This is a genomic window from Chryseobacterium lactis, assembly GCF_003815875.1.
In the GTDB taxonomy this organism is placed as follows: Bacteria; Bacteroidota; Bacteroidia; order Flavobacteriales; family Weeksellaceae; genus Chryseobacterium; species Chryseobacterium lactis.
The window spans coordinates 1,304,228-1,323,209 of record NZ_CP033924.1; the positions used below are offsets into that span (position 1 = coordinate 1,304,228).

Below are 18,982 nucleotides of genomic sequence, written 5' to 3' on the forward strand. Positions count from 1 at the left end.
TGAGAAAAGTCTTACATTGAAAACTTTTTATAGGCTCAGGCATAAAAACCATAAAGAAAACTTATGAACACAATATCATCAAAACCACAGCTGTTTTTACTGCATTATGCAGGAGGGGACAGAAACTCATTCCGTCCATTACTGGAAAATCTGCATTCTTATTTTCAAATAGAAACGCCGGAGCTTCCTGGCAGGGGAAATCGTATGGCAGAACCTTTTCTGAAAAATAAAAAAGAAGCAGTAGAAGAACTGTTAGATCAGATAAAAAAAACAAGACAGAAAAATGTACCCTATCTCATCTACGGACACAGTATGGGAGCTATACTCGGCCTTGAAATCTGTCGTATCATGGAAGAAAATGGAGACGGCCCGGAATATTTTATTCCCACAGGATATCCAGGTCCCAACATTAAAAACAATGCTCCTATTGCAGGACTTCCAAGAGCTGAATTTTTTGCTGAGGTTAAAAAACTAGGCGGATTATCAGATGAGGTCATGGAAATAGAAGAGCTGTTGGATTTTTTTGAACCGGTACTCAGAGCCGATTTCGGATTGCTTGAAAATAAAGAGAACAAACCGTTCGAAGGGAAAATACAAACGCCTGTTTATGCCATCATGGGAAAAACAGAACAATATGCACTCAACATCAGGAATTGGAAAAATTATACCGATGCCGACTGTGAATGTCATATTGTAAACGGGAACCACTTCTTTATCAATCAGAATTTTAATTATCTGGCTCAGGTTATTAAAAATCTGATAAACATAACCTTAGCTAAATAACTATTATGACTAAGAAAAAAGAACACGCACTGGCATTTATTTATATTACCATTCTGATTGACATTATCGGAATCGGAATTATTGTTCCCGTTTTACCGGGATTGATTTCAAAACTGGCGCATGCAAAAGATTTAAGTGTCACCGCGCAATATATCGGATTATTTGTTTCCGTTTATGCTTTAATGCAATTTTTATTTGCCCCTATTTTAGGAAATTTAAGTGACCGGTATGGGCGGCGGCCTGTTCTTTTATGTTCTTTGCTGGGACTTGGGATCGATTATCTCATTCTTGCCCTCGCTCCCAATATGGTCTGGCTGTTCATCGGAAGGCTGATTATTGGTATTATGGGATCCAGTATGACGACTGCAACAGCTTATGTTTCAGACATCAGTACCCCTGAAAAAAAAGGACAGAACTTCGGAATGATAAGCGCTATTGCCGGAATCGGATTTATTATTGGTCCTGTAATTGGCGGGTTGCTAGGACAGTATGGGGAACGTGTTCCCTTTTATGCTGCAGCTGCACTAAGCTTACTTAACCTTATCTACGGATTTTTTGTTCTGCCTGAATCCCTTACAGAAGAAAATAGACGACCCTTTTCCTGGAAAACCGCTAATCCAATTGGAGTGATGAAAAGTTTAAACAAAGAAATATTAGCTCCCTCACTGATCTTTGCCTTTGTTCTTATTGCCCTGGCCGGACATGCCATACAAAGCACATGGAATGTCTATACTATGGAAAGATTCAGCTGGAAAGAAGATATGATCGGATATTCACTGGGATTTCTTGGGCTTTTGATTGCAATCTTTCAAGGAGTACTGATCGGTTTTTTCATCAATAAATTGGGACAGGTGAAAGCAATTGTGGTCTTCCTCTCATTCTATTGCGTCAGTCTTTTATTATTCGGATTGGCCAATAAAGGATGGATGATGTTTGTGATCATGATTCCTTATGCACTGGGAGGAATGGCTTCTCCCATACTGCAGGCCCTGATTTCTTCAAAAGTATCTGCAAACAAACAAGGTCTTTTGCAGGGTGGATTATCAAGTGTTCTCAGCATTACCTCAATTTTTGGTCCTTTACTGATGACCGGAATATTTTCCTATTTTTCTTCAGGACAAGGGAGTGTGGTATATAGTGGAGCCCCTTTTATTTTAGGTTCTGTCCTGGCTTCTGCAGGAAGTTTATGCATTTATCTGGGAATAAAAAATGAAAAACCGGTGGAAAGTGCAATAAAAGACAACTAACCTATTCCGCAGATTGATACCTTTGTCTATCAACGCTTTTGAATTGGAAGAATATAAAAAAAGAATTGTAAAGACCATCCGGTACATTGATGAAAATCTGGATGCTGATCTCTCTCTGGAAAAAATTGCCGGGATCAGTGCGTATTCGCCATTTCATTTTCACAGAATTTTTAAATTGATCACCGGAGAAACCCTTCAGAACTATATCATCAGAAAAAGAACAGAAAAAAGTGCCTTTTTTCTGGCGCTGCGCAAAGACGTGGGAATCAAAGATATTTGCTTTGAACTTGGCTTTTCAAATCACTCGGTTTTTACCAAAACATTTAAAAAATATTACGGAGTTCCTCCTTCAGAATTCCGTAAAACATCTCCCGAAACATTTCACAAGATTTTACAATTACAGCGCAAGAACGGACAAGTCGATACGGTTTTCAGCCAATACATTTGCAATATAGAAAACCTGTTAAATTGGACTACAATGAATTTAAAAATCGAAGTAAAAGAAATGCCGGAAATGAATCTGGCGTCTGTAATGAGCTTAGGAATTGTAAATGTGGAACCGTCTTTCAATGTGTTAGTCGACTGGGCCGTAAAGAAGAACCTCTTTCCCCGGGAAAACGTCAAGATGATTTCTGTATATCACGACAGTTTTAAAGTAACTCCACCCGATAAGGTTAGAATTCATGCCTGTATGCTGCTTAAGGAAAAGCTTGAGAAACAGGAAGGAGAAATATTTTCTGAAACCCTTGAGGGCGGAAAGTATATCGTGGGCAGCGGAGAGGTCACCCTCCACGATTTTGAGCAATGCTGGGTTTCCCTCTTTTTATGGATGAATGAGCATCATTATTCCATGCGGCGAGCGTTTCCTTTTGAGATCTATCACTCAAATTTTAAAGAACATCCTGAAGGAAAAATGATCGTGGATTTTTGTATTCCGGTTTATTAATTTCCCGTTCGGAAACAAAAGAATACCTTTCAGTAGAATTTTTTTTACATAAAGGTATTCTTCGTATTACTTTTGATCCAGAAATAAATAACTATGAAAACTCAAGGACAAAAAATACTATTTCTGATCTCCTTTTTTGCTTTTATAATAGGATATTCCCAGATAAAAGTATCGGGGAAAGTTACCTTTAAAAACAAAGGGATACCTGAAGTAAATGTCACTTTAAAAGATACATATGACGGAGCGACTACTGATGCGCAGGGTAATTTCTCTTTTGAAACTTCAGAAAAAGGGAGCCGGATATTAACATTTATCCATCCCAAATATGAAGAAGTTGAAAAAAGTATTAATGTTGACAATCAGGAGGTTGTAATAAGTGTTTCACTTAAAGAGCAGATCAGTGAAATTGATGCAATCGTGGTTTCTGCGGGTTCCATTGAAGCCAGCGACAAAAAAAGAGCAACGGCTTTGCTTAGCCCTATTGATATCTATACCACTGCCGGTGCAGACGGGCAGATTTCTTCAGCTTTAACTTATCTTCCGGGAGTTCAGAAAGTTGGTGATAAGGAAGGGCTATTCATCAGAGGGGGTACGGGAACAGAATCCAAAATCTTTATGGATGGAAGCTTAATCAACAATTATTTCTCTAATTCTATTCCGGGAATTGCGGGAAGAGATCAATTCAATACTTCTCTCTTTAAAGGAAATATATTCTCAAGTGGCGGATATTCTGCATTATATGGGCAGGCTCTTTCCGGAGCTTTATTGTTGGAAAGTGTAGACCTTCCGGATCAGAGTTCTTATGATGTTGCAATTTCTCCTATCTTTTTAAGTGGCGGATTTCAGAGGCTTAGTAATGATAAAACCCACTCTTTTGGAGCAACGTTAGGATATTCAATGTTAAATCTGATGCAAAAAGCTCTTAACTTCAATACCAATTTCATTGATGCACCACAAGGTTTAAACAGTGATTTTAATTTTAGAATAAAAACAAAATCCGGCGGATTTCTAAAATATTACGGGATGTACAACTCCAATAAAATGGGGGTGAAAACGGAAAGCCTGGAACCCGGATATGATTTTGCCCTGGTAAGGCTCAACGGAGAAAATACCTATCATAACTTATCTTTCAGACAGAAGTTCGGAAAATACCTGCTGAATGTAGGAGGTTCTTATTCATACAACAGATCGGATCTTAACTTTTCTACGGAGACGAATGATGCAGAATCAGGGAAGACAAGATTGCTGACAGATGGAAATTATATCAACTTCAAAGCTGTTTTAGAAAGAAAAATTAATAAAATAAGTGCTATCAGAGGCGGTTTTGAATTAAATAACACCGATGAAAAACTAAACTTCGGAGACGTCAATAAACAATATAACGACCTGATTTCCTCCGCTTTTGTGGAAACTGATCTGGGCTTTAGCAATGCCTTATCTGCAAAGATCGGAGTAAGGGCAGAAAACTCATCTTTTTTAAACAAAAGCAATATTGCACCTCGTTTAGCATTAGCCTACCGCTTTGCAAAAGACTGGACCTCTTCTTTCGCCTATGGTCTTTTTTACCAGAATCCCGAAAGCAAATATATCAACGGTCCGGCAAATCTGGATTTTCAAAAATCACAGCACTATATTTTTCAGGTGCAGAGAGCTTCAGAGGGAAGGACTCTACGTTTTGAAGCCTTTTATAAAAAATATGACCAACTCATCAAGACCTTTAATATCAATCCTGGAAAAGAACAGAATCAACAGATTCAGACTGCTTTAAATAATGACGGCTACGGCTATGCAAAAGGATTGGAGTTATTTTGGAGAGACAATAAAAAAACTTTTAAAAATATAGATTACTGGATCACTTATTCGTTTCTGGATTCAAAAAGGGACTTTCTGAATTATCCGGTGAGCTTAAAACCAAGCTTTGCAGCAGAACATACACTGTCAGCAGTAGTAAAAAGATTCATCCCTGAATGGAAACTAGGTGTAAATATGTCATATACCTACACCAAAGGACGTCCTTACTATGATATTGCAACTCAGTTTGACGAGGGAAAATCCATCAATTATGTAAGAAATGAAGGCAGACTGAAAGATTATAATGCTCTTAATTTTAGTTTCAATTATCTGCCTAATCTAGGGAAAAAAGATGCCAAAGCATTTATGGTACTGGTATTGAGTGTTACCAATGTTTTAGGATCTAAAAATGTATATGGATACAATTTTTCTGTAGATGGATCCCGAAGCTCAGCTGTTGTTCCTCCTGTAAATACATTCGTTTTTGTGGGCGCTTTTATAAGTTTTGGAACAGATAAAACAGAAGATGCGATTAATAATAACCTATAAAAACATAACTTTAAAGAAGACAATATCAATAACTTTAAAAATTAATATAATGAAAAAATACCTTTTAAGCTTTGCTTTAGCTTTTATGAGCTTAACCGCTTTTGCTCAGACTGATTATGAAAAAATAATGACTGATAAGATTGCAAAAATCGAAACCTGTAAAACACCGGAAGATTTCCAGACTCTGGCGAATGACTTTCAAAGGATTGGAAGTAAGGAAAGCTCACAATGGCTTCCACAGTATTATGCAGCTTTTGCTTCTATTCAAAAAGGAAGAGTGATGATGAGAACAGGAAATATGATGGAACTTGATGCGATTGCATCACAGGCAGAGAAATACCTGGGAATGGCACAGAATCTTGCTGGAGCAGACAATGCAGAGATTCATTTGTTGAGAAAAATGACCTTTTCTCTTAGAATGATGGTCAACCCTCAGCAACGTTATATGACCGATGGGGCAAGAGCGTCAGAGGAACTTACCGTTGCCGAAAAACTGGAACCGGGTAATCCAAGAATAGCCTTGATTAAGGCAGAAGACACCTATTTTACCCCGGAACAATACGGAGGAAGTAAGACCAAAGGAATAGAACAGTTTAAGGCAGCCCTGGCAAAGTTTAATGCTTATAAGCCAAAAACAGCTTTAGATCCGAACTGGGGAAAATCTGAAGCCGAATACTTCATCAGCCTTCCTGAAGAAAAAGCAAAGTAAATAGAATTGTTTATTCAACTAAAAAAAGCCTTCATCCAGTGAAGGTTTTTTTGTGCAGTTCAGTGTAAAAAAACAGCCCTTCGGTAAGAAATAATTTTTGATACCTTTAATAAAAACTAATTTTGAGCTAAGAAAATGATCATGAAACGTAAATTCATTAAAATATTACTTTGGACCTCTTTGGGAACTACTTTGTTCTTCTTTTTATTCTTTAATGAAAAGAATCTCCACTCTTTTTTGATCACACTGCTGCTCTCCACAATGTATTCCTTTGTATTGGGAATGGGAAACGGATTTATTAATGAATATCTTAATAGAAAATTCCCCTGGTCTGAAGCCACGAAAACAAGAGCGGTCCTGAGTATTATTTCAATTGTTGTCGGTAATTTTATTCTTGTTTATTTCTGCAACTTTATGAATTATGTTGTGATTCAGAAAACTGCCACTATTGAAGAGTTTTTCTCCCAAAAATATGGTTTGACCAACTGGTTTATGATCAATATTGCGCTGCTGATTACTACTTTTCTTCATGCCAAAGGATTTATGGAGGAGCTTAAAAAGACTTCCAGAAAAGAAGTGGTGGAACAAAAACTGATTGCCAAGTCTGCCAATGCACAATTTGAGAGTTTAAAAAACCAGCTCGATCCTCATTTTCTTTTTAATTCATTAAATGTTTTAAGCTCTTTAATTGACGAAAACCCGCAGCAGGCACAAAAGTTTACCGCTTCAATGTCAAAGATTTACCGGTATGTACTTGAACAAAAAGATAAAGAACTGGTAACGGTGGAAGATGAGATAGAATTTGCGAAAACCTATTGTGATCTTTTAAAAACAAGATTTGAAGACAGTGTAGATTTTACCTTTGAGGTGAAAAAAGAAGATTACCGAGAATATGTAGTGCCGCTTTCTTTACAGCTCTTATTGGAAAACTGTATCAAACATAATTTTGCAACGTCTTCAAGACCTTTGATGATAAGGATATTTTCAGACAATGATATCCTCTGTATTGAAAATAACCTTCAGGTACGGGAGCAGATCAAAGAAAGCTCGGGAATAGGGCTTGCTAATATTGTTCAGCGTTATGCACTTCTCACCAGAAGAAATGTGTTTATCGAAAAATCTGAAGATTATTTTAAAGTAAAGCTTCCGATGTTGTCATCTAAGCCTAATGTTGTCAGTGTTCAACAGGATGATGAATCCAAAGCTTATCAAAAAGCACAAAAAAGAGTGAAGGAAATCAAGGGATTTTATACCAACCTGATTTCTTATTGCATTATTATTCCGTTCTTAATTTTTATCAATCTTTTTAGCCGAAGTGGAAACTATTGGTTTTGGTTTCCAGCCGTAGGGTGGGGAATTGGATTGGCTTCTCATGCATTTCAGGTCTTCGGCGTAGGAGGATCCTGGCAGGAAAAGAAAATAAGGGAGATTATGGATAAACAAAAAAACAAACATCATGGAAAGCTTTAACGAAGATGATATTCAATATCAGCAGGCTAAACGACAGGTGGATCGCTTAAGAGGTTTCTACAGCCATTTATTCGTCTATATCATGGTCAATAGTATTATTGTCTACTATAACTATGAAAGCCTGAAGCCGGGCGAAAGTTATTTTCAATTCAAAAATTTCTTTACTGCCACATTCTGGGGAATTGGTCTGCTGGCTCATGCTGTCACCGTTTTTTTATTTAAAAGTGATATGATTAGAAAATGGGAGAACAAAAAAATTAAGGAAATTCTCGAAAGGCAAAACAAACAATAATTACCAGGCACATGGAAAATTTAGAAACAGACGATATCCGCTATCAGGAGGCGGAAAAAAGAGTAAAAAGGATCCGCGGCTTCTATATGTTTATCTTCATTTACATAGCTGTCAATTTGTTTATTTTATTTCTAAACTATAGAGAGCTTAAGCCTGGCCAAACGATCTGGCATATAAAATATTTTCTGCTCCCTTTTTTCTGGGGAATGGGATTGATAGCTTATGGAATGAGAGCTTTTCTGCCCGGGTTTATTCTCGGCAGTAAATGGGAAGAAAAGAAAATAAAAGAATTAATGGAGAAAGAGAAGGATATTGAATAGTAATATGTATTCAATTTGTTAATAATCAACAGTTTTTAATCTTAAAATCATACAGAAATGAATATTCTAGAAACAGTTTTTGCCATTTCAATGGGCGCATGGTTTGTAACCGAATTTTTGTATAAAAATATACTCAAATCAGGTAAAGAAGATAAAAAAGGAAAGGATAGATCTACCCTGAATATCCTTTGGCTGGCCATTCCTTTTTCTATCGCAGCTTCTATTATGATTTCTTCTTACACTGTTTTTCCGATCGTAAAGGGTACCTGGATTTGTTATCTGGGCGAATTCTTTATTCTGATAGGAATCATTTTCAGGTTCGTCATTATCAGGTCTTTAGGAAAGTATTTTACAGTGGATGTGACCATAAGAGATGATCATCAAATAAAAAGAGAAGGATTTTATAAATACCTGAGACATCCGTCGTACGCTTTTTCTCTGTTGACCTCATTAGGGCTTGGTTTATATCTTAATAACTGGCTGTCGCTGATATTTGCTTTTGTGCCTCCGTTTCTGGCTTTTGCCTACAGAATTAAAGTGGAGGAGCAGGCTTTGGTGGAACAGTTTGGTGATGAATATATCGAATACAGAAGTAAGACCAAGAAACTCATCCCGTTTATTTACTAGTTTCTGTCATTGTGAGCCTAAGGCGAAGCAATCTTTGTTCAGCCTATCATTTCCGTTAGTCCTAAGCTTTTACCTTTCGGATAGCAAATGTTACCGTTCGGTAATATAAAATTGATCTGAGCCTGTTTTCCGACATACCTTTGATTCAAGAAAAAGACAAACTAACCTTTAAAACAAAACATTATGGAAATTTTATCCAACAAAGAAACAGTCGCTTACCAGAAAGCTTCAAAAAGAGTTAAAGAATTAAAAGAGTTTTACGGAAACCTTACCTCTTACTGTATTGTGATTCCATTTCTGGCAGCATTAAACCTTTTGACAGCTCCGGGATATTTATGGTTCTTATGGCCGATGTTAGGCTGGGGAATAGGAGTTGCATTTCATGCCGTAAACGTATTCGGACTTGGAAAAAGCTGGGAAGAGAAGAAGATAAAAGAATTGATGGACCAGGAAAGAGGAAAAACAAAAACATTATAATCACTATTAAAACTTATATAATCATGAACTATCCAGCTGCATATGCAAGAACCAACAGTCTTAAAAGATTTTACAAAAGCCTTCTCTTTTTTGGGATCGTAGCGATTGTAATACTTCCTTCCGACCTATTTGAAAGCAATATTTTTGAAGATCATATTGTAAGAATCAGATTGTTTGATGGCTATACCATACTGGCCATCTGGGCTCTTATTTTAACCATAAAAGCAATAAAACTCTTTCTTTTTGACAACAAATGGGAACAAGATATGATTGAAAAAGAACTTCAAAAAGACAAACAACCGATAGACTATTAATCTGCCTGCTTTTATCTATCTTTATTTCCTAAAAATCTGAAAACCAAAATTAAAACTCAATGATCAAGACTGTCATTATCGAAGATGAAAAACCGGCTTCAAGAAAACTAGAGAGAATGTTAAGTAACTTTCCTGAAATTGAGGTAATTGCCAAGATAGAATCTGTAGAAGAAGGCGTGGAGTGGTTCACTGAAAATGAACATCCACAATTAATCTTTTCAGATATCGTCCTTGGAGACGGGCTTTCTTTCGATATATTTGAGAAAGTTCCCACCAAAGGATTTATCATCTATACAACAGCTTTTGATCAATATACCCTGAAAGCTTTCAAATTAAATAGTATCGATTATCTTTTAAAACCCATTTTAGAAGAAGATCTTGCCGGAGCTGTGGAAAAATTCAAATCCTTTATTCCTGCCAACGATACTTTTGGTTCTCAGGATATAAAACAGCTCATCAGAAAAGAAAAATCTACCCTTTCCAGGGTGTTGGTAAAAATCGGATATAATCTGAAGATTGTACAGACACAGGAAGTGACTTGTTTTTACAGTGAAAACAAAATCGTATACCTTCAGACAGAAGAACGTTCTTTTCCCTCAGATTTTACCTTGGACGAACTGGAAGATGTTCTGGATGGAAAGAAATTTTTCAGGGTCAACAGGCAGTTTATCATTAATTCAGATTATATTAAAAATATCCACACTTCCCCTTATTATAAAGTGGATCTTGAGTTTCAGCCTCAGGAAGAAATTACAGTAAGCCGGGATCGCGTGAAAGATTTTAAAGATTGGCTGGTCAGTTAAAGATCAGTATTTCTTCCCATTTCAAAACCAATGCTGCACCCCAAACTCCGCACCTTATAACCCGAATCCCAAAACAATAATACCATGGTCCTTCTACTCTTAATTTTTAAATTATTCCTTTCAGTCTTTGGAGCTTAATGATAGGCTTATTGAGTAAAGAAACTACTTGCAGCCCCCACAAACTGCCGGAATGCCTCAGTAACTTCTTTCTTATGTTTATGCGTTAAAGGAAAAGGAACCATATGAGAATATTCGTAGGGGAAATCCTGTATTTCAACTTCTGCACCAATATTCCGGTAGCCGCCTTTTAAAGTATTTAAAGCTTCAATCGGAGGAGCCACCGCATCTTTTTCCAGGACATAAGCCTTGATTTGAGATTGAATTTCACGCATCCTTTCCTCTCTTTCATTTTGAAAATAGTTGTAGCGCAGCATCTTTTTGAACCAGCTTTCTTCAGGATGTAAATTCTCATTCTGATAATGCTTTAACCTTCTGTCAAACCGGAAATCAGAACTTAAGAGTTCAGTAAAGGCAGATAGCATTTTAATCGTAGCTTGGGCATCCATAATATATTTTGAAATCGGAAACATCCGGTCAATCGTCATGCCTCCACAAAAACAAAATACTTTCGACTGCGTGAAAAACTTTTCCGGATCTGCCATTTTTATAATCATAGAAAGAAATGAACCTATGGAATACCCGAATAAATCTAAACCGGCGTCAGGGGAAATACTTTGTATTTTGTTTTGCTTAATATCCTTCACTACTTCAATGATATCAGAATACGTTTGCAACCCTGACCAGAAAAGCCTCTGAGGATGCGCTTCAAGTCTGGAACTTATAGCCGCATTTACATAAGAAAAATGGGTGTTTTCAGGATATCTCTTTTTTCTGAAATTAACAATTTCCGTCATATGGTGACGGTCACTCCAGATCGGTTCTGCCCGATTCATATGAAAAGCAATCGGGAACAGAATAATTGCTTTACGGGTTCTTTGGGCCAGCTCATAAGCCCACGGAAGATATTTGTCCCATTTCTTTTCATTCAACCCGTGGAAAAAAATAATACATCCCTGAGCTGTTTTCACATCGGCTCTTTTAAGAATATAATATTCAAATTTCTTATTGCATTCTATGTCAAAATCCTTAATATCTACCGATGGCTGATCATAATGGAGATAAGTGTTCTCATCAATTTCCAGTCGCTGCCGATGTTCGGTACAGTTATGATTGTTCGAACCATGAAGGGAGTCTGAAGCCTTAGAAATAAAAGGAACAGATTCAATCGTTACATTTAAGTCTTTGATCTCCACATACTCTTTCCCGGAATCAAAGTGACTTTTCAAAATTTCATACAACTCATAATATTCCATAGCAAAAATAACTGAGGTTCATAATTAGAACTTTTAAATTAGGTAATTATTGCGGTAATCTGTTGATTTTGAAAGGTTAAATGTATTCTAGGCATAAGAGAAAACAAAAATATTGTTCATAATAGAATAAGCTCTTTTCATCTGATTTTCAATGATAAAATTTCCAGTCTTAATTAGTTTAACTATCTGTAATCTATTCTGTTAGATTCAGTGTCTTCCAGCTGTTTTAAAATTGATTCCGGGATCTCATCGCTGTCGATCGGGAAACTTATTGAATCTGAAATAAAGGTCTTCCGGTCTGCCTTCCGGAAAATTTCGAACAAAGCAATCGGTTCCTGGTTAAAGCTGATACATGTACTGATAAAATGCAGCTCATGCAGCTTGTAGCCTGGGTTTTTAAGCTTTTCTTTAATATCTTTTATCCTTGAAATAAAATGCCTTTGCCTAATGAAGGTATTGCTGTTCATAATGATAAACACATAATCGGAATATGCCGTTACCTTTCCGAAATACTTATGATGGTCGCCACCGCTTCGTTCTACAAAATACTCGCCTGTAGTTTCAGACTTATAGATTTCCATTGCAGAACGCCAGATTCTGTCTTCTCTGGCCTGGGAAGGATTTTCCGGGAGATTTCTGTTATAAGAATACCAGCATCCGATCAGGCGGTCCAAAAGAGCTGTATTCAGGCTTACATTATTCATGTCAATCCTCAGATCATTAAAATTAAATGCCTCGGTATTGGAATTAATAAAATCAATATAATTTGAATATCCCAACACTTTCACAATCAGACTGAGTTTGGCCAGATTGGGCTTGCTTGAGGGGATATTTTCATTGTGTTTAAACTTCTTCAGTTTATTGATTATCAGATGTTCGTATAAATAATTGATTCCTAAAAGATCCGGCTCTTTTTTTATCCCTTTTTCCAAATGATCATTGGTAATAAGGTCATTCAGTTCCGCACTGATATAAGACCATTCCGTTTTTGTGACGTCTTCCCACTGGTTTTTCTTTAAAAACTGGCGGCTTAAGAAATTCATCAGTTTCTCAAGATGCAGGATATCTTCTTTTTTCATCAGGTTATTTTAATTTTTATTGTAAGACTAATTTAAGATTTTTATCAAACCAAAAGAGACTATTGAAAGACTTTTATATTTTAAAATCAAAAGATATTTGAGTAGAAAAATAAACGATAAGACAATGGAAACAAGTATGTTATTAAAAGATGAATCTCTTTGGGACAGAATCCTTGGATTTTCTTTAGATGCTCCGGATGCTGCTTTTCCTTTCTCAAAAAAGTTGGCAAAAGAAGAAAACTGGAGCTTAGATTTTGCACAGAAGGCCATCGAAGAATATAAAAAATTTGTCTACCTCTGCTGTATCCTTCCCAATGGAGCCTCGCCGAGCCAGATAGTGGATAAAGTGTGGCATATGCATTTGATCTACACTCAGAACTATTGGGAAGATTTTTGCCCCAATATTTTGAAAAAACCGCTTCATCACCATCCATCAAAGGGAGGAATTACAGAAAAACAAAAACATCAGAACTGGTTTGATGATACGTTAACGAATTACCGGAAAGTGTTTCAGCAGGAAGCACCTGACGACATCTGGAAAGAACAGAAGAAAAAATCTAAATTACAATCCTGGATGAAAAAGATGTCTTTTTTTTCTCCAGCCTTTATCTTACTGCTGTTATTCTCATGTACAGACGGAGTTGGTTTTACCGGGCTTTTGGTTACAGGAGTGGTATTTGCAATTATTTTCATTCTGGGAACAATAGGAGCAATAGTAGGAAATAATGAGGTCTCTGATCCCAATAGAAAAGACCAACAAAACAATAACGGAAGCAGCTGTGGAGGCTCAAGTTGTAGTGGTGGTGGAGGTTGTGGCGGTGGCTGCGGCGGTTGTGGAGGATGCGGTGGCTGCGGAGGATAAAAAATAATAAGTATGAAAAAAGTTATCATTCATTCAGCTCCGGTTGTGATAAGCCTGATATGGCTTTGGGCAACTCATCAGACATTTAATCCCATTATTCTTAAGGGTCCGGACTTTCTAAAGTTCTATGTAATCCTGTTACTGGGATTCTACGCTTCGGTTTTTATTTTAAATTCCTTTAAAGAAAGTGTTTCAAAAACAACACTTTACTTCGCGGGTTTCATCTTTTTATTAGGAATTATAAAGCTGATAAGAGGAGTCATGCTGGGGAAACCTATCGGTTTTCTTATCATGATTTTAATAGCAGAAAGTATTATAACACTGGTTTTTATGCTGAGTTCAGCCAATAAAAAGTGAAGTAAAGATCAATAAAATAATAAACCCGAAACAATAATGTTCCGGGTTTTATATAGGTTAATGATTTTAAATATCATTCTTCTTGTCTTTTATGGGCTTATAACCATACTTTCGAACCATAACGGAGGTTAGAACCACTAAAATAAGGGTCAGAGCAATGTTTGATTTTTCCGGATGTACAATGGCCTGGTAAAGGTTATAACCAAAAACAGCGGATACAACTGAAATCAGGATATTGTTTGCATAAGCATACTGGTTTTTTGTAGTCGTTTTCATAGTAGTATTTTTTATTGTTATTTACTCAGTAAGTATGATAACTTTAAAAACGTTACAGAAAAACTTTATTTTCCTTAGAAAGCAATAACACTACATTTTCCGGAAGCCCGAAACCTTACGAAATCACGCCACTTCCGATCAATTCATCATCAATATACCATGATGCAAACTGGCCTTCAGCAATAGCAGATTGAGGTTCATCAAATTCTACATAAAGGGCATCTTCAAACTGATAAAGCGTAGCTTTTTGCAAAGATTGTCGGTATCTGAATCTTGACAATACTTCTAGGGAAGCGCCATTTTCAAGCCTAAGATCTTCACGTACCCAATGCAGTTCCGAGTTATCGATCCTTAGGGCTTTCTTGTAAAGTCCCGGGAAATGACTTCCTTCTCCTACAAACAGGATATTATTTTCCATATCTCTGGAAACAATAAAGCAGCTTTCTTTATGGCCACCTATTCCCAATCCTCTGCTTTGTCCGATCGTAAAGAATTGTGCTCCCTGATGCTTTCCGATTACCTTTCCGTCAGCTTTTTTATAATTGATTTTTCTGGATAAAAATTTCAGCTCTTCCTCTTTAGAAGAGAATACAGGTGTTTCTTCCTGGAATAAAGGAGAATCTTTGAAAATTTCTACAATCTCACCTTCATTGGGTTTCAACTGTTGTTGTAAAAATTGGGGAAGACTTACCTTTCCGATAAAACATAATCCTTGCGAATCTTTTTTATCAGCGGTTACTAATCCGATTTCTTTTGCGATTTCTCTTACCTGAGGCTTAGTCAGTTCTCCGATAGGAAATAAAGCCTTAGACAATTGATCCTGGCTTAGCTGGCAAAGAAAATAAGACTGATCCTTATTATTATCTTTTCCGGCCAGAAGATGGAAAATCTCTTTTCCGTTTTCATCAAAAGTCGAATTGACCCTTGCATAGTGACCTGTTGCCACCTTGTCTGCACCCAGAGACATTGCCGTTTTCATGAAAACATCAAATTTTACTTCTCTGTTACACAAAACATCCGGGTTTGGAGTTCTTCCTTTCTGGTATTCATCGAACATATAATCCACAATACGTTCTTTGTAAAGTTCGCTCATATCGATCACCTGGAAAGGAATTCCCAGTTTCTGTGCCACCATCAGGGCATCATTGCTGTCCTCAATCCAGGGACATTCATCTTCTAGTGTTACCGAAGCATCATTCCAGTTTCTCATAAACAATGCCACTACCTCATGGCCTTGTTGTTGTAGCAAATATGCTGTAACGCTGGAGTCTACACCTCCTGAGAGGCCTACTACTATTTTCATTGTATTTCAATTTTACGAAACTCTTAACGGGAGTTCTTAGTTTGATGCGGCAAAAATACAATTAAAAAATTCGTAAAAAAACCATAATTTTAAACATTGATAAAAACGATAGTCCTATCAATCGCTATTATTTAACACCAATTCAAATGCAATGACGAAAGGATTTAACCAGTAAACAATAAAAATATACATATGAAAAAGTTTATTATTCCGTTAATGCTTCTGTTCTCAGGAACCGTTTTTTCACAAATTTCTGTGGGAACGCCAACTCAAGAAAATAACAAATGGACCTTTGGAGGAGGAATCGGGCTAGGCTTTGGAAGCAACAGCTCATTTTATCTGCAAGCTTCTCCAAGAGTAGGATACAGGCTTACAAATGATTTGGAAGCAGGGGTCGTGGGAAGTGTTTCCTGGCAGACTTCAGATTATTTCAGATCAACAATGTTTGGAGTAGGTCCATTTGCCAATTACTATATCGGAAGATCATTTTATCTGGGTGCCAATTATCAGCATTATTTTATTAATTATAGAGATAAATACTATGATTATAAATACAATAGAGAAGAAAATGCATTGTATCTCGGTGGTGGATATATGCAAAGGATAGGCAATAATTCTTTTATGCAGATAGGATTGATGTACAATGTACTTTATAAAGAAAGAACAAGTGTATTTTCAAGTGGTTTAATTCCTAATATCGGCTTTGTGGTGGGACTTTAATCATGATATAAAAATCTTTTGCGTTGATGTTTTTCAACAAAATTATGTGTTTAAATATAACAGAATTCATCTAGCAAGCATAAAATCAATTAAAAACAAAAAGCACCGGAAACTTCCGGTGCTTTTCTATGGTATAAATTATTTAATTATGATTGAGAAGACTTTTCAGCAGCTGATTTTTTCGTCTTCTGCGTTTTTCCTATTAATGCATCTTTAGCATCATTAAGATCAAGAACTACGGTTTCTCCTTCATTTAATTGTTTGTTAACCAGCATTTCTGCCAATAAATCTTCAATATATTTCTGGATTGCTCGTTTCAATGGTCTTGCTCCAAAATCTTTATCCCATCCTTTTTCAGAAATAAAGTCTTTTGCTTCCTCAGTTAATTCTACTTTATAACCTAGTTTTTCAAGTCTGCCATAAAGCTTGTTCAGTTCAATATCAATAATTTTCTTGATATCATCCTGTACCAGAGAGTTGAAGATCACAATGTCGTCAATTCTGTTTAAGAATTCAGGAGCAAATGCTTTCTTAAGGGCATTTTCAATTGTACTTCTTGCTCTTGTATCCGAACTTGTTTTTTTAGCTGAAGTTCCGAATCCTACACCGTCTCCGAAATCTTTAAGATCTCTTGTTCCGATGTTGGAAGTAAGAATGATAATTGTATTTCTAAAATCAATCTTTCTACCTAAACTATCGGTAACGTGTCCTTCATCCAGAATCTGCAACAGAATATTGAATACATCCGGGTGAGCTTTTTCAATCTCATCCAAAAGAACCACAGCATAAGGTTTTCTTCTTACCGCTTCCGTTAATTGACCACCTTCTTCGTATCCTACATATCCCGGAGGCGCACCAACTAATCTCGAAACAGCAAATTTCTCCATGTATTCACTCATGTCAATTCTGATCAGAGATTCATCAGACTCGAACAGCTCTCTCGCCATTACTTTAGCAAGCTCTGTTTTACCAACCCCGGTTGTACCAAGGAAGATAAAGGTACCGATCGGACGATTAGGATCTTTAAGACCGGCTCTGTTTCTTTGAATAGCTTTCACTACTTTTTTCACAGCATCTTCCTGACCAATTACTTTTCCGTTCAGCTTCTCGTCCATCTGAGCTAATTTATCAAGCTCATTTTTGCCAACTTTCGTTACAGGAACTCCACTCATCATGGAAACCACTTCAGCTACATTTTCTTCCGTTACGGTTTCTTTTTTCTCTTTTACATCCTTATCCCATTTTTCCTGAGCTGCATTCAGTTCCATCTGAAGACGTTCTTCTTCATCTTTAAGCTTTCTCGCCTCAAGATAATCCTGAGCTTTTACGGCTTTCTGTTTCATTTCTTTGATGTCCTCGATTTTTTTCTCGAAATCAATGATCTCAGTCGGAACTTTCATGTTTTTAATATAAACACGGGATCCAGCTTCGTCCATTGCATCAATAGCTTTATCCGGTAAGAAACGGTCTGTAATATATCTCGATGTCAGATTGACACATGCATTAATGGCCTCAGGGGTATAAACTACATTGTGATGTTCTTCATACTTATCCTTTATCTGATTCAAAATCTGAATGGTTTCATCAATGGAAGTAGGCTCCACCATTACCTTCTGGAATCTTCTTTCTAAAGCTCCATCTTTTTCTATATACTGACGATATTCATCCAGAGTGGTTGCCCCGATGCATTGAATTTCACCTCTTGCCAAAGCGGGTTTAAACATATTGGATGCATCTAAACTTCCTGTAGAACTTCCTGCACCTACAATGGTGTGAAGCTCATCAATAAATAAGATGACATCTCTGTTTTTTTCCAGCTCCGTCATGATGGCCTTCATTCTTTCTTCAAACTGACCACGGTATTTTGTTCCGGCAACTAAACTTGCCAGATCTAAAGTGATCACACGTTTTCCGTAAAGGACCCTGGATACCTTTTTTTGTTGAATTCTTAAAGCTAATCCTTCTGCAATCGCAGATTTACCAACTCCCGGCTCCCCGATAAGAAGCGGGTTGTTTTTCTTTCTACGGGATAAAATCTGAGAAACTCTCTCGATTTCTTTTTCACGCCCGATTACAGGATCCAGTTTTCCATCTCTGGCTAAAGACGTTAAATCTCTACCAAAGTTGTCCAACGTTGGGGTTTTGCTTTTTGCTGAGCCTAAGTTTCCTGTAGGCTTTCTCATTTGCTCAAATTCCTCTCTTTCATCATCGTCATCATAAGCACTCATCTGTGGTGCCTGACCGGAATTTTTAAGCATCGTCTGGTATTCTTTTGAAACTCCTTCGTAGTCGATGTCATAAGCTCCCAGAATATTTGAAGTAGGATCCTCATATTTATATAGAATACCTAAAAGCAGGTGAACGGTATTAATTTCATTGCTTTTGTATTGTCGGCATTCTAACTCCGCACGTTTAATGGCATGATCCGCCATTTTGGTGAAAGAAATATTGGTAACCTCCTCAGAAATAGGATTTAGACTTGCTGTATTTAGAGTTTCAATTTTTCTTCTGATTTGTGTTAAATCCGCATTAAGGTTTTGAAGGATTTCTTTTGCAGAGTTTTCCGTTTTTATAATACCTAAAAGTAGATGTTCTGTATTAAGAAATTCACTTTTCAGCCTTTTAGCTTCGCTTTTGCTTTGTTTGAACACTTGGCTCAAACCTTGTGAAAACTTATAATCCAT

At 36.8% G+C, this 18,982-nt stretch carries 20 protein-coding genes; 15 read left to right on the forward strand and 5 right to left on the reverse strand.

The annotated features are described in order from the left end of the window. Positions 1-63 precede the first annotated feature (63 nt). The 12 genes from EG342_RS05480 to EG342_RS05535 all read left to right on the forward strand — a co-directional run bounded on the left by EG342_RS05480 (position 64) and on the right by EG342_RS05535 (position 10,328). Complete coding sequence (locus EG342_RS05480) at positions 64-783, forward strand: thioesterase II family protein (protein ID WP_103288753.1); 720 nt, start codon at positions 64-66, stop codon at positions 781-783. Between the two features lie 5 nt (positions 784-788). After that, entirely contained in the window at positions 789-2,030 is a 1,242-nt protein-coding gene (locus EG342_RS05485) for a TCR/Tet family MFS transporter (RefSeq protein ID WP_103288754.1), read from the forward strand. A 22-nt stretch (positions 2,031-2,052) separates the two neighbouring features. Continuing rightward, positions 2,053-2,976, forward strand: a complete 924-nt coding sequence (locus EG342_RS05490) for an AraC family transcriptional regulator (protein ID WP_164465149.1) — start codon at positions 2,053-2,055, stop codon at positions 2,974-2,976. A gap of 93 nt (positions 2,977-3,069) precedes the next feature. After that, positions 3,070-5,316, forward strand: coding sequence for a TonB-dependent receptor (locus EG342_RS05495; protein ID WP_103288756.1), 2,247 nt, complete (start codon positions 3,070-3,072; stop codon positions 5,314-5,316). A gap of 49 nt (positions 5,317-5,365) precedes the next feature. Continuing rightward, positions 5,366-6,025: a hypothetical protein gene (locus EG342_RS05500; protein ID WP_103288757.1), complete on the forward strand. Its 660-nt coding sequence runs from the start codon at positions 5,366-5,368 to the stop codon at positions 6,023-6,025. A 141-nt stretch (positions 6,026-6,166) separates the two neighbouring features. Next, positions 6,167-7,495 (forward strand): 2TM domain-containing protein, encoded by a 1,329-nt coding sequence (locus EG342_RS05505; protein WP_103289281.1) that lies wholly within the window; start codon positions 6,167-6,169, stop codon positions 7,493-7,495. Further along, the gene (locus EG342_RS05510) at positions 7,482-7,787 is read left to right on the forward strand and encodes a 2TM domain-containing protein (RefSeq protein ID WP_103288758.1); all 306 of its coding nucleotides are present in this window, start codon (positions 7,482-7,484) and stop codon (positions 7,785-7,787) included. The genes EG342_RS05505 and EG342_RS05510 overlap by 14 nt, the downstream gene beginning before the upstream one ends. Positions 7,788-7,798: 11 nt before the next feature. Further along, complete coding sequence (locus EG342_RS05515) at positions 7,799-8,107, forward strand: 2TM domain-containing protein (protein ID WP_103288759.1); 309 nt, start codon at positions 7,799-7,801, stop codon at positions 8,105-8,107. A gap of 57 nt (positions 8,108-8,164) precedes the next feature. Then, the gene (locus EG342_RS05520) at positions 8,165-8,734 is read left to right on the forward strand and encodes a methyltransferase family protein (protein WP_103288760.1); all 570 of its coding nucleotides are present in this window, start codon (positions 8,165-8,167) and stop codon (positions 8,732-8,734) included. Positions 8,735-8,917: 183 nt separating this feature from the next. Continuing rightward, entirely contained in the window at positions 8,918-9,211 is a 294-nt protein-coding gene (locus EG342_RS05525; protein WP_103288761.1) for a 2TM domain-containing protein, read from the forward strand. A gap of 23 nt (positions 9,212-9,234) precedes the next feature. Beyond that, on the forward strand, positions 9,235-9,525 hold the full coding sequence (locus EG342_RS05530) for a 2TM domain-containing protein (protein ID WP_103288762.1): 291 nt from the start codon (positions 9,235-9,237) through the stop codon (positions 9,523-9,525). A gap of 59 nt (positions 9,526-9,584) precedes the next feature. Further along, positions 9,585-10,328: a LytR/AlgR family response regulator transcription factor gene (locus EG342_RS05535; protein ID WP_103288763.1), complete on the forward strand. Its 744-nt coding sequence runs from the start codon at positions 9,585-9,587 to the stop codon at positions 10,326-10,328. 146 nt (positions 10,329-10,474) lie between these two features. Here EG342_RS05535 and EG342_RS05540 read toward each other — a convergent pair whose 3' ends face one another. Both EG342_RS05540 and EG342_RS05545 read right to left on the reverse strand, forming a co-directional pair. Next, positions 10,475-11,701 (reverse strand): DUF6051 family protein, encoded by a 1,227-nt coding sequence (locus EG342_RS05540; protein WP_103288764.1) that lies wholly within the window; start codon positions 11,699-11,701, stop codon positions 10,475-10,477. Between the two features lie 182 nt (positions 11,702-11,883). After that, positions 11,884-12,780, reverse strand: coding sequence for a hypothetical protein (locus EG342_RS05545; protein WP_103288765.1), 897 nt, complete (start codon positions 12,778-12,780; stop codon positions 11,884-11,886). Between the two features lie 124 nt (positions 12,781-12,904). On the opposite strand from EG342_RS05545, the gene EG342_RS05550 reads away from it, so the two are divergent. Together EG342_RS05550 and EG342_RS05555 are read left to right on the forward strand one after the other, a co-directional pair. After that, complete coding sequence (locus EG342_RS05550; RefSeq protein WP_103288766.1) at positions 12,905-13,642, forward strand: glycine-rich domain-containing protein; 738 nt, start codon at positions 12,905-12,907, stop codon at positions 13,640-13,642. A 12-nt stretch (positions 13,643-13,654) separates the two neighbouring features. Beyond that, on the forward strand, positions 13,655-13,999 hold the full coding sequence (locus EG342_RS05555; protein WP_103288767.1) for a hypothetical protein: 345 nt from the start codon (positions 13,655-13,657) through the stop codon (positions 13,997-13,999). A gap of 66 nt (positions 14,000-14,065) precedes the next feature. Here EG342_RS05555 and EG342_RS05560 read toward each other — a convergent pair whose 3' ends face one another. Next, positions 14,066-14,275, reverse strand: coding sequence for a hypothetical protein (locus EG342_RS05560; RefSeq protein ID WP_103288768.1), 210 nt, complete (start codon positions 14,273-14,275; stop codon positions 14,066-14,068). A gap of 115 nt (positions 14,276-14,390) precedes the next feature. Beyond that, a complete protein-coding gene (gene mnmA, locus EG342_RS05565; RefSeq protein ID WP_103288769.1) occupies positions 14,391-15,578 on the reverse strand; it encodes a tRNA 2-thiouridine(34) synthase MnmA in 1,188 nt (395 codons plus the stop codon). Positions 15,579-15,770: 192 nt separating this feature from the next. On the opposite strand from mnmA, the gene EG342_RS05570 reads away from it, so the two are divergent. Continuing rightward, complete coding sequence (locus tag EG342_RS05570) at positions 15,771-16,298, forward strand: transporter (protein ID WP_103288770.1); 528 nt, start codon at positions 15,771-15,773, stop codon at positions 16,296-16,298. 146 nt (positions 16,299-16,444) lie between these two features. On the opposite strand, the gene EG342_RS05575 is transcribed toward EG342_RS05570, so the two are convergent. Next, positions 16,445-18,982 (reverse strand): ATP-dependent Clp protease ATP-binding subunit, encoded by a 2,538-nt coding sequence (locus EG342_RS05575; protein ID WP_103289284.1) that lies wholly within the window; start codon positions 18,980-18,982, stop codon positions 16,445-16,447.

Coding starts and splice junctions, on each gene's coding strand:
- EG342_RS05485 (WP_103288754.1), top strand. CDS start 789: ATGACTAAGAAAAAAGAACACGCACTGGCATTTATTTATATTACCATT.
- EG342_RS05500 (WP_103288757.1), top strand. CDS start 5,366: ATGAAAAAATACCTTTTAAGCTTTGCTTTAGCTTTTATGAGCTTAACC.
- EG342_RS05545 (WP_103288765.1), bottom strand. CDS start 12,780: ATGAAAAAAGAAGATATCCTGCATCTTGAGAAACTGATGAATTTCTTA.
- EG342_RS05535 (WP_103288763.1), top strand. CDS start 9,585: ATGATCAAGACTGTCATTATCGAAGATGAAAAACCGGCTTCAAGAAAA.
- EG342_RS05495 (WP_103288756.1), top strand. CDS start 3,070: ATGAAAACTCAAGGACAAAAAATACTATTTCTGATCTCCTTTTTTGCT.
- EG342_RS05550 (WP_103288766.1), top strand. CDS start 12,905: ATGGAAACAAGTATGTTATTAAAAGATGAATCTCTTTGGGACAGAATC.
- EG342_RS05530 (WP_103288762.1), top strand. CDS start 9,235: ATGAACTATCCAGCTGCATATGCAAGAACCAACAGTCTTAAAAGATTT.
- EG342_RS05575 (WP_103289284.1), bottom strand. CDS start 18,982: ATGGATTATAAGTTTTCACAAGGTTTGAGCCAAGTGTTCAAACAAAGC.
- EG342_RS05525 (WP_103288761.1), top strand. CDS start 8,918: ATGGAAATTTTATCCAACAAAGAAACAGTCGCTTACCAGAAAGCTTCA.
- EG342_RS05555 (WP_103288767.1), top strand. CDS start 13,655: ATGAAAAAAGTTATCATTCATTCAGCTCCGGTTGTGATAAGCCTGATA.
- EG342_RS05520 (WP_103288760.1), top strand. CDS start 8,165: ATGAATATTCTAGAAACAGTTTTTGCCATTTCAATGGGCGCATGGTTT.
- mnmA (WP_103288769.1), bottom strand. CDS start 15,578: ATGAAAATAGTAGTAGGCCTCTCAGGAGGTGTAGACTCCAGCGTTACA.
- EG342_RS05560 (WP_103288768.1), bottom strand. CDS start 14,275: ATGAAAACGACTACAAAAAACCAGTATGCTTATGCAAACAATATCCTG.
- EG342_RS05515 (WP_103288759.1), top strand. CDS start 7,799: ATGGAAAATTTAGAAACAGACGATATCCGCTATCAGGAGGCGGAAAAA.
- EG342_RS05505 (WP_103289281.1), top strand. CDS start 6,167: ATGAAACGTAAATTCATTAAAATATTACTTTGGACCTCTTTGGGAACT.
- EG342_RS05510 (WP_103288758.1), top strand. CDS start 7,482: ATGGAAAGCTTTAACGAAGATGATATTCAATATCAGCAGGCTAAACGA.
- EG342_RS05540 (WP_103288764.1), bottom strand. CDS start 11,701: ATGGAATATTATGAGTTGTATGAAATTTTGAAAAGTCACTTTGATTCC.
- EG342_RS05480 (WP_103288753.1), top strand. CDS start 64: ATGAACACAATATCATCAAAACCACAGCTGTTTTTACTGCATTATGCA.
- EG342_RS05570 (WP_103288770.1), top strand. CDS start 15,771: ATGAAAAAGTTTATTATTCCGTTAATGCTTCTGTTCTCAGGAACCGTT.